Genomic DNA, 15,387 nt, shown 5'->3' on the forward strand with positions numbered 1-15,387 from the left:
AAGGGTTCACCGATTCATAGCAAGTCGATACAAACTGTCACATAAACAGTCGCTTACTGTCACAGTTTTTACATTTCATCTCTCTATAATTCGCCAGGCGGCACTCGGGGTTAAGCAGGCTAAAAATAAGCCTGACCAAGGCCTTGCCGCACAAATGAAGCCAAACTGAAATTAACAGCGGCTTCGGGGTCAAACAATAATTAATAGAGATTGATGGATATGTTTAATAAAAAACTATTAGCCGTGGTTATCGCATCGAGTATCGGACTCACCGCCTGTAGCTGGAACGACGATGATGAGGATACGATCACCTCGGCAAACGTGGAGCTCAGGGTACTGGAAACCACAGATCTGCACACTAATATCATGGACTATGACTACTACCAGTCTAAGGTCGATCCCACCATAGGCCTGGCGCGCACCGCCAGCCTGATCCACGCCGCCCGTAAAGAGGCAACTAACTTCGTGCTAGTGGATAACGGTGACCTGCTTCAGGGCAGCCCCATGGGCGACTACATGGCCAAGATCGGCCTCAAGGAAGGGGATGTCCATCCAGCCTACAAGGCGATGAACACCTTAGACTATGAGGTGGCCAACATAGGCAACCACGAGTTTAACTATGGCCTGGATTTTCTTGAGAAGGCCCTCAGCGGCGCCGAGTTCCCCTATATCAACGCCAACGTCTACTGCGCGGCCGATGACTGCTGGAATGACATCAAGAAAGGCGACAACCTGTTTACCCCTTACCTGATCAAGGAAAAAGTGGTTATCGACACCCAGGGCCGTGAACACACCATCAAGATAGGTTACATTGGCTTCGTGCCGCCACAGATCATGTTGTGGGACAAGCAGCATCTGACCGGTAAGGTCGAAGCTAAAGATATCATAGAGACCGCCAAGCTGTTCGTGCCTAAGATGAAGGCCGAGGGCGCCGATGTGATCATCGCCATCCCCCACTCTGGCATTGGCTCAACGGAAAACCCAGGCGATGCCATGGCTGAGAACGCCACCTTCGCCCTCACCAATGTCGAAGGCATCGATGCCATCATGTTCGGCCATAGCCACTCTATCTTCCCACACGCCAACTATGCCGATCTGCCCAATACCGATGTGGAGAAGGGTCTGCTCAACGGTGTAGCCGCCGTCATGCCGGGCCGCTGGGGCGACAACTTAGGGGTGGTGGATCTTAAACTGACCCTCAAAGATGGCGCCTGGTCGGTAACCGATGCCCAAACCGAGGCGCGTCCTATCTATGATGGCGCCAACAAGGTTGCCCTGGTGGACGCCGACAAGGATATTCACGATGCGGTCGAGCTCGAGCATCAAGGCACCCTGGCCTTCGTGGATCAGCCCATAGGTGTCGCCGCGGCGGACATGTATAGCTTCCTGACGCTGGTACAGGATGATCCTACGGTACAAATCGTCTCGGATGCACAGATTGCCCAGGTGAGCGCCAAGCTACCCGAATCGCTGCAGGGGATCCCAGTCCTCTCGGCAGCGGCCCCCTTCAAGGCGGGTGGGCGTCACGCCACCGAGGCCGATGCCTCTCAGTTCGTGCAGGTGGATGCCGGCGATCTGACCTTTAAGAACGCCGCCGATCTCTACCTATACCCTAATACCATGGTGGCGGTGAAGATCACAGGCGTCGAGCTGAAAGACTGGTTAGAGTGTAGTGCCAACCAGTTTAACCAGATCAACCCTAACTCAAGCGAGCCTCAGTCGCTGATCAACTGGAATGGCCATCCGACTTACAACTTCGATGTGATCGACGGCGTGACCTATAAGATAGATGTCACTCAGCCTAGCAAGTTTGACCGTGACTGCGCCGTTATTGCTGGCAACGAGAACGCCCAGCGTATAGTCGATCTGGCCTACACCACGCCAACAGGCGAGGTGTTAACCGGTGATGCGCTAAGCGCCCAGGAGTTTATCGTCGCCTCTAACAACTACCGCGCCTTCGGCGGCAAGTTTGCCGGTACGGGCTCAGAGTATGTGGTGATGGAGCTACCAGACACTAACCGTGAGGCCCTAGCCGCCTATATCACAGCGCAATCCAAGCCGAACGATCAAGGTGGTTATGATGGCATGGTCGACCCAAGAGCCGACTACAACTGGGACTTCAAGACCATCAACACTCAGGTGGCGCTAGACATCCGCTTTGAGACTCAGAACAGCGACAAGGCCGACAAGTTCATCAGCGACAACCAGCTGCGTAAGATGGAAAAGCTGGCCGAGCCAGATGCCCTTGGCTTTGCCATCTACCGCATCGATCTGACCAGCGATCCCGTCGCGAAATGATCATTCTGTAATGAGCATCTTAGCTAAATAGCCAAAAGCGCCTGCGGGCGCTTTTTTATTGGCTTGCGAACAGGCGCTGAAATATCGTAGATTGACACTCACTGCCCACAATTAACATGCATTATGTCTCTCAGCCAACTGCCCTTTTCACAATCCTGCGAAAACAACAAGGCGCCTATTCTAGCGGTACTGCAACAGAGCTTTAGGACCACACGGCAGGTATTAGAGATAGGTAGCGGCACAGGCCAGCATGCGGTGTTCTTTGCGGCTCACCTGCCCCATCTCACTTGGTGCCCCAGCGATCAGCCGCGATTTATCGCGCCGCTCGAGAAGCGAATCGCCCTGCAGGGCGGCGATAACATCGCGCCGCCCGTTAGCCTGGATGTCACCGCCCCCTGGCCCCTGGCCCAGGGAGAGGTTGACGGCATCTTCAGCGCCAACACGCTGCACATCATGAGCGAGGCCATGGTGACTGATTTCTTCAGGGGTGTTGATCGCCACCTCAGCGAGACTGGCAGCCTCTGCGTCTACGGCCCCTTCAACTACAATAACCAATACACCAGCGACAGCAATCGCCAGTTCGATATCTGGCTCAAGCATCGCAACATCCACAGTGGCATCCGCGACATAGAATGGATAATGGATCTAGCCAACACGGCTGGCCTAAGCCTAGAGGCCGACCACGCCATGCCCGCCAATAATCGGCTGCTGCATTTTTCACGTTAACGCTCTTTCCTGGTGCCTAGGCATTAAAAAAGGGCCTTACGGCCCTTCTTGCTAGATCGAATCTGGCTCAATCCTAACTTGCCCATTCGAATCTGGCCGAATCGAATCTGGCCTAGTCGAAATCGCTGTCTTGTAACTGAGTCAGCAGCTCACAGCTACGCTCCATCTGATAGCGAATACTCCTAGTCTGAGGCGCCCAGTAACTCATATAGAATTTCGCCGTCACTAGCTTGTTGGCGTAGAATGCCTCCTCTTCGCCCGCCGTCATGGCCTGTTGAGACTTGACCGCCATGCGCGCCCACATCCAGCCCAGAGCCACTATACCCAGGATCTGCAGATAGCCCATGGAGGCGGCGCCTATGATGTCGGGATTCTTCACCCCGTTGGCGACGATATACTGGGTCGCCTTCTCGAGATCGGTCGTGGCCTCCATCAGCGGCATCAGGTAAGGTTTCAGCGCCTCATCTTCGAGATATTTGGCCACGAACGGCTTAACCATCTCAGACCAGAGCCCCAGCGCCTCCCCTTTATCCGCAAGCAGTTTACGCCCAACGAGGTCTAGCGCCTGCACGCCGTTGGTACCTTCGTAGATCATGGCGATGCGGCTATCGCGCACAAACTGCTCCATGCCCCACTCGTGAATATAGCCATGGCCTCCATAGACCTGCTGGGCATCGACACAGGCCTTAAAGCCTTGATCGGTCACGAAGCCTTTCACCACTGGGGTAAAAAGCGCCGCTAACTTGGCCGCGATGGTCGCCTTGGCCTTGTCCTGATGACGGTGAGACTCGTCGAGCCAAAGTGCCTGCTGACCCATCAGGGCTCTGGCGCCTTGGTTGAAGGCCTTCTGAGCCATCAACATGCGTCTGACATCGCCATGAACCAGAATCGGATCGGCCGGTGACTCGCTCTCCTTGACGCCACTTAAGGCGCGCCCCTGCAGACGTTCTCTGGCGTAACTCAGGGCATTTTGATAGGCGATCTCAGAGACCCCGAGCCCCTGCACGCCCACGCCTAGTCTCGCCTCATTCATCATGGTAAACATGGCCCTCAGCCCCTGATGGGGTTCGCCCACCAGCTCGCCGATGGCGCCGTCGAACACCATGACGCAGGTAGAGTTACCGTGGATCCCCATCTTATGCTCAAGGGCACTGGCCTCGACACCGTTGCGGCAACCTAAGGTGCCATCGTCATTCACCAGATATTTGGGCACGGCAAACAGAGAGATCCCCTTCACGCCATCGGGCGCATCGGGCAGACGCGCCAGCACCAGGTGCACTATGTTGTCGGCCAGGTCGTGATCGCCAGATGAGATAAAGATCTTCTCACCGCTAATGGCATAGGTGTCTTCGCCCACCGGCTTAGCCTTGGTGCGCAGCAGTGCCAGATCCGTGCCCGCATGGGCCTCTGTCAGGTTCATGGTGCCGGTCCATTCACCCGACACCAGCTTCTCGAGGTACTTGGCCTTGAGGGCGTCGCTGCCATGGGCATGGATCGCCGCATAGGCACCGTGGGTTAAGCCCGGATACATGGCAAAGGCCATGTTGGTCGCCGTCTTCATCTCGGTAGCAAACACCCCGATACATTCGGGAAGACCCTGACCGCCATATTCTGGGTCGCTGGTGAGCGTCGCCCAGCCGTTATCTACGTATTGTTGATAGGCGTCTTTAAAGCCTTCGGGGGTGCGCACCTGACCATCCACCAGCTGGCAGCCCTGGGTATCGCCCTGGCTGTTGAGCGGCAGCATGATCTCTGTGGTGAAGTCGGCGACCCCTTGAAGAATGGCGTCAGTAAGCTCGGCGTCGATCTCATCGAATCCCTGAAGGTCATCGCGCCCATAGATGTTAAGTAGCTCGGAGAGAATAAACTGATAGTCGCGCAGTGGAGCTTGATAGATTGGCATTCCTTAATCCTTCTTTTGTCGAAACCCAAAACGAACAGGCGCTAGCCGGGACATTAGCGCTCGCTCAACTATAGTGCTCCGACCACTTTACCCAAATCTGCTCAAAAATACAGCCCTTAAACTCGGCTGTTTTATTTCAATCGTCAAAAAGCCTAAAAACAATCAAGGTCATACTACAGCTTAGCGCGAAAACTCTGTAAGCTAGGTCATCAGCTAAATGACCAGCCCGGCTTAACTCGTGAGGAGCATTTATGGGTTCTGTAACCGTAAAAAAACATCCCCAGGGACTCGAATATGTCGAGGTCGATACCGATCTCTGTCAGGCGCGCATCTTCATGCAAGGCGCCCAGATAGACAGGTTTCAGCCTAAGGGCCAAGCCCCGCTGCTCTGGGTGTCTAGCGCCGACGACTATCAGCCGGGTAGTGGCATCCGTGGCGGCATCCCTGTCTGCTGGCCCTGGTTTGGCATGCATGAGAACCCTCAGTGGCCGCAACACGGTTTTGCCCGTACCCGTCTATGGAATTTAGATTCGGTGCAGATGCAGGATCAGGTGGTGGAGCTCAAGTTTAGCCTGACGGTAAGCGATGAAGACAAGCAGTACTGGGCGCATCCGAGCAGGGTCGAGCTCATCTTTACCTTAAGCGATAGCCTAAGCGTCAGCCTGGTCAACACCAACCTTGGTAATGCGCCGTTCAATCTGACCCAGGCGCTGCACACCTACTTCCCTATCGAAGATATTCATCAGCTTAAGGCCAGCGGCTTTAGCGGCGCCCGCTATATCGAGTTTGGCGAAGGCCCCTTCGAGCAGGAGGGCGATGAGGTGCACTTTGACCGGGAAACAGACCGTGTCTACACCCAGCTTGGCGACTGCCAGTTACTGCATACGCCACAGGGGATCATAGAGGTGCGCCGCGAAAACAGCCGATCGGCGGTGCTGTGGAATCCTTGGATAGAGAAATCTAAGCGTCTGTCGCGCTTTAACGATCAGGATTATCTCACCATGGTCTGCCTCGAGGCCGCTAATGTATTAGAAGATAGGGTCGAGCTGGCGCCGGGTGAGTCTCATACCCTGAGCACCCATATCCGCTGGCAACCTCAGGGCTAAACATGAGATTCTGGGCACCAGGTGAATAAGGTGCCCTCTTTAGCCAGGTAAACTAGCGATGCATCGAAGCCGTTCTCTCCTATTGGTCATTGGTTTTACTGGCAAGAGCGCTAAAATGGAAAGGTTAGTTTCAATCATTTAGACCTTAAGTAACCAGCGCTAGCAACTTTCGCTAAATAATCAGAGACAGGGACAGATGTCGCGACGCTTTTTTACCTCCCGCAGCATAAAATGGATAGCCGGCGCCATGGCGATGTCCCTACTGCTGTTGCTGCTGCTCCTCGTGCTAGTGGCGAGTCAATTGGAATACCTGGTTAAACGTCTCGCCAATCCCTATCTGGCTAATGCTGGCATTAGCATAGAAAGTCTGCGCTTAAGCTCCAGCGATCTGATGGCGCTCAAGCTGCCCATGGCGAAGCTTAAGGTCGATGGCAACCTGGTCAGACTCGACGATCTTGAGCTTACACTCGCCGAAGACTGGTTATCGGCGCCAATGGGTCTCACCCAGATAGATTCGCTTTCGGTGCGCCGCGCCGAGGTGTCACTGAGCCAGGACTATTTCGATAATCTAGGTCGTGAGCAAGCATCAGGCGCCAGCAGCGCCCTCAACCTGGGCGCCCTGCCGCAGATCGCCTTGGGCGAAGTCAGTTTCAACCTGTTAGGCAAACAAGCTAGCTCCTTAAAGACGCAACCCTTGGGCCTCAAGCTGGATTATCTTAACCTGGATAATCAAGGTCAGCTTACCGGCGCCCTCAGCTTCTATCAGGCGCCTCTGCTGAGCCTTGCGGCGACACTCGAGAAGACCCGCTGGCAAATCGATAGCCGCCTCGAATTCGAGCCCCTTGGCCGCCTCATTGGCGAGCTCAGCATGCTCACCTCAGCTGGCCAAAGTGAACCAAAGCCAGACACGTCTCCTGCGCACCAGGCATCTAATGTTTCAGAGGCGTCTGGCGTTTCAGAGGCGCCTAGCCTTTCAAAGGCACCTGCATTAGTCACGGCCCTGCAAGATGTTAACCAGCGTTTAACCGAAATCTTTACCCTAAGTGGCAGCCTCAGCTCCCGCGGCGAATTAGACCTTATCAAGGGCGTACTGCATTCTAGCCATGAATTTGATTGGCTCAAGATTCAGCTAAAACGGCTAGGTGGCCAGACGCTATCGCCAGAGCTAAGCATTACCGTGACGGGCCAGGCGCAAGCTAAACAAGAAAGCGCTTATCTCACTCAATCAAGTCATGCTCAGTCAAGTTATTCTAGATCCATCCAGGCTCAGTCCAGTCAGAGCATGATACTTGGACTCAATGGCCCCCTAAATGATCTGCATCTCACGCTGTCGCCAACTTTGGTCACCAGCAGCACAACGCTGGAGCAGCTTGGAGAACTGGCAGGTGAATCAGAGTCCATCGCCGCCCTGCTCACGGCACTTAAGGCCCAATCTCTAGATGAGCAAGCACATGATAAGCAGGTACATGATAAGCAGGCGCCAGATATGCGAGCTCCAAACCAGCGCTCAGCCGATGAACATACGACCAAGCTCTCTCTGGTGCTTGGCCAAGAGATGAATGGTGAAGATGCGCTCGATTTTTCGCTCCAAGATGGAGACTTGCAGCTAGGAGCTCTCACCGCCAAGGTTGAAACTCAGGGATTAGTGCTCGCCGCTAAGCTTAAAAAAGCCAGGCTCGAAAAGGCTAGGCTAGAAGAAACCAGGTTAGAAAAAGATCCTGAATCGAAGCCGACTTCGGCCTGGCAGCTCACCGGCAACTGGCAACTTGATGCAGCGCTTAAACAGCCGCTGTGCCTAACCCTGCCGCCCTATCCACAGACAGGCACCGGCTGTCAGGATCGGCCTAAGAATAAAACAGACATAGACAACCGCCTCACGCTTGCAAAAGCCAATCTACAGCTAGAAGGCGAGCTAGATGCCAAACAAGCAGATGCGACAGATGATTCGACAAATGATTCGCAAAAAAATAGCACTCTCAATCTAACCCTGGCGGGCGAGCTGAACCTAGCGCAACCCGAATTTAATCATAGAGACCTTAAGGTGGGCGCTAGCCAAATCACCACAGAAATTCCGGCGCCACTCAATCTCAGCCTCGAAAAGGGGCCAGAACTTAAGCTAAACCTTGACTGGCAAGGGCTAAAAGTCGCGATCAATGGGCATCATCTAAGCTGGCCGGCGATTCAGGAGATGGCTAACAAAGAGCCAAAAGCACAGCTAACCAGCGAGCAGACTCGCACGAGTTTTGGCGCAGGTCATTTTACCTTTAGCCCAGGCAGGCCGCTTCTGGTCGAGTTAGCTAGCTTTATGAGTGTCACTCACTCCCCTCGTCTGACGCTGCCACAGGCTTCAATGGCTGAGATCTCCATAACAGACGCCTCCAGAACAGAGAGAGCAGCAAAGCCGCTGGAGCGTGAACTTACCGCCAGTGAATTTGTACTCGAAGCCGCAGAGCCACTGCGCCTCGATGCGCAAGCACTGGTGCTCCCGCCCGTCGGGTTAAAGGTTATTGCGCTGGCCGCCAGCGAGCAAAAAGCCGTTCAGGGAAAGGGCCAAGAACAGGCTCAAGCCCAGGTTAAAACCACTCAAGTTAAAACAACTCAAGTTAAAACCACTCGGGTCAACCTGGATGAGTTAAGCCTTGCCACCCAGAGCATAGCGCTAACGCCAAAAGCCACCAAGACTGACACAATTACAGGAACAGAAAGCGCCGCGGCGAAGCTATCTCAGTCAACACTATCACAGTCGACGCTGTCACTGTCGCCAGATGCACTGTTAGCCTTCCCCTGGCAGAGTGAGGCGAACTACCAACTGACCAATCTTAAGGTGAGCGAGGAGAGTGTTCGCCTCAATAAATTACGCCGCAAGACGCTAATTAAACTCCCCAGCGCCAGCCTGAGTCAGTCGCTGCATTGGCAAGGTGCCCTGCAAACTTCTGGCAGCTCAGGCACTAAGTCCTATTCAGGGCCTGTATCTGAGCCATCAAAAATTTTGATCCAATTAGCCGGCGATTCGAATGGGCACTACGGGCTGACAACCAAAGAAAAGTGGAACCTGGATGGCCTGCCATTTTACAGCGAGCATCATCTTGGGCTGACTCAATCGCTTAAGCCCAGGCTGCTTACCGGAGAACTCACGCTAGAAAGTGATGCCAACGAGCTGATGAAGCGATTGATGCGTATGCAGGGAGCAAGCCTGGAAAATCCCTTAATCGGCGATATCAATCTCACCAGCCAGCATAGCCTCAACTGGCTGGGCGATAAGATGGACTTTGCCTTTGCCTTAATACCAGAGGTCAAGCTCAGTGAGGGTAGCTATAACGCCCTGCCGTTCGAGCAGGCCGAGTTTACTGGTCAATGCCAGTTAGATGGTGTCAAAGCGCCTAACTCTCAAACGGCAAAGCTTGCCTGTGAGCCGCTGTCACTCAAGGTCGCCGCCTTCAATCCAGGGGTGCTGATCACCGACATAAACGCCCACGCTAAGCTCGAGCTAGATCTGACCCAAGGCGAAACGGAAGCTGCAACCGGAGCTCAAACAGGTGCTCAAACAGGTGCTGAATTGGCTCTCAGCGGCGCCGATGTGAAGCTTGATGCCAGGGCCAACACCTTGGGAGGCGAGATCTTACTGCCTATCTTTAACCTGAACCTCGGCGCCCCCTCCTCCGCCTATCTGGTGCTGCAGGGGCTAGATCTCGAGCAGCTGCTCGCCGCCCAGCCCCAAACCGGCATCTATGCCGATGGCATCTTCGATGGCGTGCTGCCGGTGCAGCTCGAACATGGTCAGGTGAGCATCACCAATGGGCAGCTCGCGGCGCGGGCCCCCGGTGGCCTCATCAAGGTGGATGACAATCCGGCGGTGCTGCAGATGCGCCTGTCGCAACCCTATCTCGATTTCGCCTTCTCGGCGCTGGAGGAGCTGCACTACACCCAGCTATCGAGCAGTTTCGACATGGCCCCCAACGGCGATGCCCTGTTAAAAGTTCAGGTGAAGGGACGGGCCAAAGATATTGAACGTCCTATCCATTTAAACTACGCTCAGGAAGAAAATATGTTGCAGCTACTCAAGAGTTTACAAATCGGTGATAGACTGCAAAGCGAAATCGAGCGGGCCATGGCCAACTAATTTCGCACAAGCATCGACATAAAAGTCATAGCCAGCGACAAAAGCAAACGTTCAGCCTATGGTCATCTTAGGGATCTACACTAAGACCATAGCCAATAGAATTTTCAACCAGATTAAGGAAGCACTGTGAAGAAATTGCTAACCTTGCCGACGATAACCCTGAGCCTGGCCGCCGTGCTGCTCATGGGCGGCTGCACGCCAACGGTCAAGATAGAGCCACCTGAGAAGCCTATCGTTATCAACCTTAACGTTAAGATTGAACATGAGATCAAGATTAAGGTGGATAAAGAGCTCGATGAGCTGATCAACAACGATGAACTCTTCTAATCAAGGTATAAGGTGATCCTAATGAAAAGCAAAATACTCCTCCTCATGGCCGGACTTCTTCTCAGCCTCAATGCCTTCGCCATCTCGTTGCAAGACGCCAAGGCGCAAGGATTAGTGGGCGAACAGATCAACGGCTATCTAGGTGTGGTGGTCAACAATAGTGAAGCCAGCGCCCTGGCCAAGTCGGTCAACGCCAAGCGTAAGGCGCACTACGAAAAGATCGCCCGCAAGAATCAGATCAGCGTAGATGATGTGGCCAAGCTAGCCGCCGAGAAGGCGATAGCGGCCACCGCCAAGGGCCATTACATTCAGACTCCCCAAGGAAAATGGGTCAAGAAATAAATGGTCAAAGAATAGATGGGGTAAAAATAGATGAGCAAAAAGTCGCCGTTGATAGTCCTGGCTGCTAGTTCCCCTCAATTTATGATGAGTGCCTAACCAATAAGCGACGCCTAATGCGTCGCTTATTGGTTTCTTTAACTCTCATTTATCTAACCGACTAACCACCTACTCTCACAGTGGCTCATTCAGCGCATAAGAGCTAGATGGCATGAGCGCTTTGAGGCTTGACCACCAAGAGATCGCACTGGATCCTGTCGATCACCTGCTCGCCCACATGGCCGCACATGTTAGAAAACATGCTGCCATTGCCGGTATCGCCGACGATCACCAGCTCAGAATCCACCTCCTTGGCTAAGGACTCGATAGCATCTTCCGGCAGTGACTTGGCCAGATGAAGGTGATGATTACTCACCGCCGCCCCCTTTGGCTGCAGGTGATAGCGGCTGGAATAACTAGACATCTTCTGCAGGTGGTAGTTCTCATCATTGGCAGGGGCCAGCGCCTGATGGAAGGAGATGCTTGGCGTCTCGCCATAGTAGCAATCGATAAGATGACAATCCCCCGCCAGCAGCTGAGAGAAATGCTCCGAAGTCTGCAGCACCGCGTCATTGAGCGCCCTGTGGGTCACATCATCGGCGCAGGGCTCAACCAGAGAGAGAATGTGCCCGCCGGGTTGCCACAGATGATCCTTAACCACCACCACGGGGCGGGAAGACTCGCGGATCAGCCGCACATCCAGCGGTTTGATGGTCAGCCAGTTCCATAGCTTATGGCGCGAGGCGGCTAAGATCACCGCATCCACCTTGAAGTCGTCGCAAAACTGCAGCACATCGTCGCTGCTATGACAGGCGATAGACGCCTTGGAGATAGAGAGCCCCGATTGGGCGGCCTGACTGATAAAGGCGTTTAGGCAGCTCAGCTTACGCTCCTTGGTCAGGGGTTGGGTCTGCCCCTCGTTGCCATCGGCCTCAAAGGTGTCCACTAGACGATTGACGAAATGGCTGTGCTCTAACATCATCACTATGATTGCCGCGTGGGTTTTACTGGCCAAATACACGGCGCGGGAAACGGCCTTTAAACTGAAATCGTGTTCATCTACAACCACTAAAAGTCTCTGATAGCTATCCATAACTTTGCTCTCACCTAGGATTCGCACCTAATTGTAGCTCAAGCCAGAGGCGCCAAAATGGCGCTAGCCCTTTATTGGCGTGGGTTTGCGGCAACGTCATGATAATAGAAATGATTATTGTTAAGAACATTTTTAGCTAACCCAGCCCCAATGGAAACCTTTAGCTATTAGCTGAGCGCAAAATGGCTTTTTAACCATTAAAATCATCAGATTACATAGAACTTGATATAAATTAAGCATAAAAAAGGCCACCCTAGGGCGGCCTTTTCAAGCTAATTAGCTAAACATTAGAAGTTTAACTTAGCCTTACCCTTGAGGCCGTCGTTATCCTCAACGGTCAGCTTCACCTTACTGGCGCGGTGACCGAAACTGATTGCCACAGGACCCGTCTGCTTGCTGCCGTTGTTAAACTTCCACGACTGCGACACTATCTCACCGTCTGTGTCATAGCTTAGCGAGACAAACAGATGCATAAACCAGAGATCCAGATGCTCGATGACGGCAACAGGCTTTTGCTGCTTCACCTGTACCTTCACCACCTGAGTCACGCTATGGCTCAGACCATCGTTGTCGGTTACCGTCAGGGTCACTGGGTACTCACCGGCCTTGGCGTAGCGATAGCTTAGCTGCTCGCCGCTGGCGGTCTCACCATTGCCAAGATCCCATTGATAATCGACTATTTCGCCATCTTCGTCCGTGGCGCTGCTCACCAGGCTCAGGGTGCGGCCCTGCAGCTCATAGCTGAAGCTGGCAACTGGCGCTATGGTCTCACGCTCGAGCAGCAAAGAGATCACCACAGGGTCATGGTCCGAAGAGCGATAGGCATCGCTGCTGTAGAGCGACTCAATCTGACCGGCAGACTTAAACTCTTCGTTGTAATCCAGCAGTCTTGGCTCGTCGGTATTGATATGCCACTCGGTCACATCGACAACCCTGTCGGCCAACTGAGTATTGGCCAGTGCATGATCCAGTTGCCCCGTTTCACCGGAGAAGACATAGGAGTATGCACCCGACTTGCCCAGATGGTCGAACAGCTCAAGGTATCCGGCGCCACGTAGCGCATCGATTGGATCTTCCTTGGCATAGGCGTTCATGTCACCAATCACCAGGGTCGGCAGCTCGCCATACTCGCTGGCCAGCCAAGCCCCCAGGGCGGTCGCCGCGCGGGTACGGGTTAGGTTACAGTTACCCTGACCATCGTTGAGGTCTGGGTCACCCAGGCTGACGCAGTCACTGCCCTTAGACTTAAGATGGTTCACCGCCACCACAAGTTGTTGATCTTCAACCAAGACCTCGAAGGCCTGGGTCAGACTCGGACGGTTCTTACCATCGTTAAACAGTACCTCACCCTGCTCATCCAGCGGCGAGTTAGCGCTCGAAAGCACCTTGGCCGCGCCCACAGGCCTGACGCGATCGCTACGATACAGCATGCCCACGGTAATGGCGTCTGTGCCTATGGTTGGCGTTGGCGCAGAGATAAATTGATATCTTGCCTCGCCCACCGCCTGGTTCAGACCGCTCACCAGGTCATTGATGGCCGACTCAGTACCAAAGCCGTCGTTTTCTATCTCCATCAGGCCGAAGATGTCGGCGTCTATGCTGACCATGGCGCTGATGATCTTGGCGCGCTGACGGGCAAATTCGCTTGGCGTGTCGGCGCCGCGATCCGTCGGGAAGCCTCCGCCCAGGCCATCGCCGTTAAAGTAGTTCAGTACGTTGAAGCTGGCGACCTTGAGGTTACCGCCGGCGGCCAAAGCTGGCTCGCTGCTTCTTGGGTTGGTCGCCACGAAGTTAACCGTATCAATTGGCATCAGACGGTACTTGCCAAAGCCATAGTGCATCACGGCGTGAAGCTCTGTGATCGAGTCACCCACACGCACAGTATTGTCGGCACTCAGGCCAGGTGCTGGGTAACGCACAGGATCTGGATTTTGCGAGGTTAACCCATCGTCCAGCAGCACTGAGTCTAAGGCGTTGGCCTGACTCACCGCCAGCGCCTCGCTGCCAGGCTCGGCCACCTGAGTCCCGATGAAGTGACGCTTACTACCGAGCAAGATCTCGCCGTAGCGTCCCAGGTTATAGACCTCGTTCACCACCAGGTTCTGGGTAAAGTGTACGCGCATGCCTTCGACTGCTTCGAGGTCGCTGCTCTGGGCCAGCGGCAGGCTCACCTCGGCGGCGCTCGGCAGAGCCTGAGCGCTGTCACACAAGGCGTGCTCGCTCACATTGGTCAGCTCGGTCAGGCCGTTGTACTCCTTGACCATGGCGGTCAGACGCACGCGATCGCCCGCCTGATAACCCAGCGAACCACCGGTATAAACGAAGACCCCCTCAGAGGTGTTGATGTCAGCGTCAGCCTCGGCATCGGCCATCTGCAGGAACAGACCCTTGAGCCCAGCTTCCTGGTTGCTGGTGACGATCGCCTCGACCATTACACTCTGACCATTGAGCGGGCTGATATCGCCACTGCCCTGCAGTTCTGAGATCTTGGTGGCCGGATCATGACAAACCAAGCCCACCGGTGGCTCGGTAGGATCCGTCGGATCGGTTGGGTCTGTCGGTCCCTGACCGGCAAACTGGCCGAGATCGCTAAAATCATCCTGTGCATGCCCTGTCCAGGTGGCCAGGGTCACGGCATCGTCGAGCTGAGTATCGGCGATCAGCTGGTTAGGATCCCGGCGCAGGGTGTTATTCTGGGTCGACAGATCGCCGCTGCCCCACTCTGACCCCGGATCTGTGCCCAATTGACCAAGGCTGTCGATCACCTGGCCCTGCTTGCGCAGCACTAAGGTGTCGTCACCGTTGAAGAAACTGGCTGTGCTTAGCTGGTCGGCGACCGCTAAGATCTCAGCGGCGGCATCGTTGTCGGCCAGAACATAGGTCTTGCCGGCGGCCAGGCTACCGGTAAGGGCTATGGTAGAGCCTGCACTGGTGCTGCCGTTAAAGTAGAACTCGAGTTGATATTGACTTAAATCGATGGCGGCGCCGGTGGGATTGTAGAATTCGACGGCCTTATTGTTGCTGCTGCCTTCTACATACTCAGAGATGATCAGATCGTCTGCGGCCTGGGCAAAGGTGGAGACACCACCTATCGCCAAGGCAAGCGCGCTTGCTTTGGTAAACATATTAACCCCTAAAATTATCCATTAACCTAGTGTTTAACTAGTGCTGTGCTAGACAGTATCCGAGTCTTATCGCTCAAATTACTGCGGTGCTGATCCTTCGACCAGCGCACACTATAAATCAGCTTAGTGACAAAGAGGTTACAAATTTTACATAAAGTTAATGCATTAGGTGTGAAGCGCAATTGACAGATTAGGGGCGATTTTGCAGCACAATCCTCTCTTATCAGCGCCTCGATGAAATCATTCAATAGAGGCTTACAGAGGTAGGCGGATTTAGAGGCGGACGTGAAGAAGAACGAGATAAGGAGCTT

General features: G+C 54.2%; 9 protein-coding genes. 6 read left to right on the plus strand and 3 right to left on the minus strand.

Annotated elements, in window-relative coordinates:
• Window positions 1–219 precede the first annotated feature (219 nt).
• Both SHEW_RS11215 and SHEW_RS11220 read left to right on the plus strand, forming a co-directional pair.
• Window positions 220–2,298 (plus strand): bifunctional 2',3'-cyclic-nucleotide 2'-phosphodiesterase/3'-nucleotidase, encoded by a 2,079-nt coding sequence (locus tag SHEW_RS11215; RefSeq protein ID WP_041407201.1) that lies wholly within the window; start codon window positions 220–222, stop codon window positions 2,296–2,298.
• A gap of 123 nt (window positions 2,299–2,421) precedes the next feature.
• Entirely contained in the window at window positions 2,422–3,024 is a 603-nt protein-coding gene (locus SHEW_RS11220) for a DUF938 domain-containing protein (RefSeq protein ID WP_011865961.1), read from the plus strand.
• Window positions 3,025–3,136: 112 nt separating this feature from the next.
• On the opposite strand, the gene SHEW_RS11225 is transcribed toward SHEW_RS11220, so the two are convergent.
• Window positions 3,137–4,927 (minus strand): acyl-CoA dehydrogenase C-terminal domain-containing protein, encoded by a 1,791-nt coding sequence (locus tag SHEW_RS11225; RefSeq protein ID WP_011865962.1) that lies wholly within the window; start codon window positions 4,925–4,927, stop codon window positions 3,137–3,139.
• 251 nt (window positions 4,928–5,178) lie between these two features.
• Between SHEW_RS11225 and SHEW_RS11230 the strand changes: the two genes are divergently transcribed.
• From SHEW_RS11230 to SHEW_RS11245, 4 genes are all read left to right on the plus strand, one after another.
• Window positions 5,179–6,033: a D-hexose-6-phosphate mutarotase gene (locus SHEW_RS11230; protein ID WP_011865963.1), complete on the plus strand. Its 855-nt coding sequence runs from the start codon at window positions 5,179–5,181 to the stop codon at window positions 6,031–6,033.
• Between the two features lie 196 nt (window positions 6,034–6,229).
• The gene (locus SHEW_RS11235) at window positions 6,230–10,153 is read left to right on the plus strand and encodes an intermembrane phospholipid transport YdbH family protein (protein ID WP_011865964.1); all 3,924 of its coding nucleotides are present in this window, start codon (window positions 6,230–6,232) and stop codon (window positions 10,151–10,153) included.
• 183 nt (window positions 10,154–10,336) lie between these two features.
• A complete protein-coding gene (locus SHEW_RS11240) occupies window positions 10,337–10,480 on the plus strand; it encodes a YnbE family lipoprotein (protein ID WP_160290154.1) in 144 nt (47 codons plus the stop codon).
• Between the two features lie 21 nt (window positions 10,481–10,501).
• The gene (locus tag SHEW_RS11245; protein ID WP_011865966.1) at window positions 10,502–10,822 is read left to right on the plus strand and encodes a YdbL family probable chaperone protein; all 321 of its coding nucleotides are present in this window, start codon (window positions 10,502–10,504) and stop codon (window positions 10,820–10,822) included.
• 199 nt (window positions 10,823–11,021) lie between these two features.
• On the opposite strand, the gene SHEW_RS11250 is transcribed toward SHEW_RS11245, so the two are convergent.
• Together SHEW_RS11250 and SHEW_RS11255 are read right to left on the minus strand one after the other, a co-directional pair.
• Entirely contained in the window at window positions 11,022–11,951 is a 930-nt protein-coding gene (locus SHEW_RS11250; protein WP_011865967.1) for a universal stress protein, read from the minus strand.
• A gap of 287 nt (window positions 11,952–12,238) precedes the next feature.
• Entirely contained in the window at window positions 12,239–15,076 is a 2,838-nt protein-coding gene (locus SHEW_RS11255; RefSeq protein WP_011865968.1) for an ExeM/NucH family extracellular endonuclease, read from the minus strand.
• Between the last annotated feature and the right edge of the window lie 311 nt (window positions 15,077–15,387).

This window comes from Shewanella loihica PV-4, from assembly GCF_000016065.1.
Classification (GTDB): domain Bacteria; phylum Pseudomonadota; class Gammaproteobacteria; order Enterobacterales; family Shewanellaceae; genus Shewanella; species Shewanella loihica.

What these genes read in the sequence shown, in the direction of transcription:
- SHEW_RS11230 (WP_011865963.1), top strand. Translation starts at nt 5,179, where the DNA reads ATGGGTTCTGTAACCGTAAAAAAACATCCCCAGGGACTCGAATATGTC.
- SHEW_RS11235 (WP_011865964.1), top strand. Translation starts at nt 6,230, where the DNA reads ATGTCGCGACGCTTTTTTACCTCCCGCAGCATAAAATGGATAGCCGGC.
- SHEW_RS11220 (WP_011865961.1), top strand. Translation starts at nt 2,422, where the DNA reads ATGTCTCTCAGCCAACTGCCCTTTTCACAATCCTGCGAAAACAACAAG.
- SHEW_RS11225 (WP_011865962.1), bottom strand. Translation starts at nt 4,927, where the DNA reads ATGCCAATCTATCAAGCTCCACTGCGCGACTATCAGTTTATTCTCTCC.
- SHEW_RS11245 (WP_011865966.1), top strand. Translation starts at nt 10,502, where the DNA reads ATGAAAAGCAAAATACTCCTCCTCATGGCCGGACTTCTTCTCAGCCTC.
- SHEW_RS11240 (WP_160290154.1), top strand. Translation starts at nt 10,337, where the DNA reads ATGGGCGGCTGCACGCCAACGGTCAAGATAGAGCCACCTGAGAAGCCT.
- SHEW_RS11255 (WP_011865968.1), bottom strand. Translation starts at nt 15,076, where the DNA reads ATGTTTACCAAAGCAAGCGCGCTTGCCTTGGCGATAGGTGGTGTCTCC.
- SHEW_RS11215 (WP_041407201.1), top strand. Translation starts at nt 220, where the DNA reads ATGTTTAATAAAAAACTATTAGCCGTGGTTATCGCATCGAGTATCGGA.
- SHEW_RS11250 (WP_011865967.1), bottom strand. Translation starts at nt 11,951, where the DNA reads ATGGATAGCTATCAGAGACTTTTAGTGGTTGTAGATGAACACGATTTC.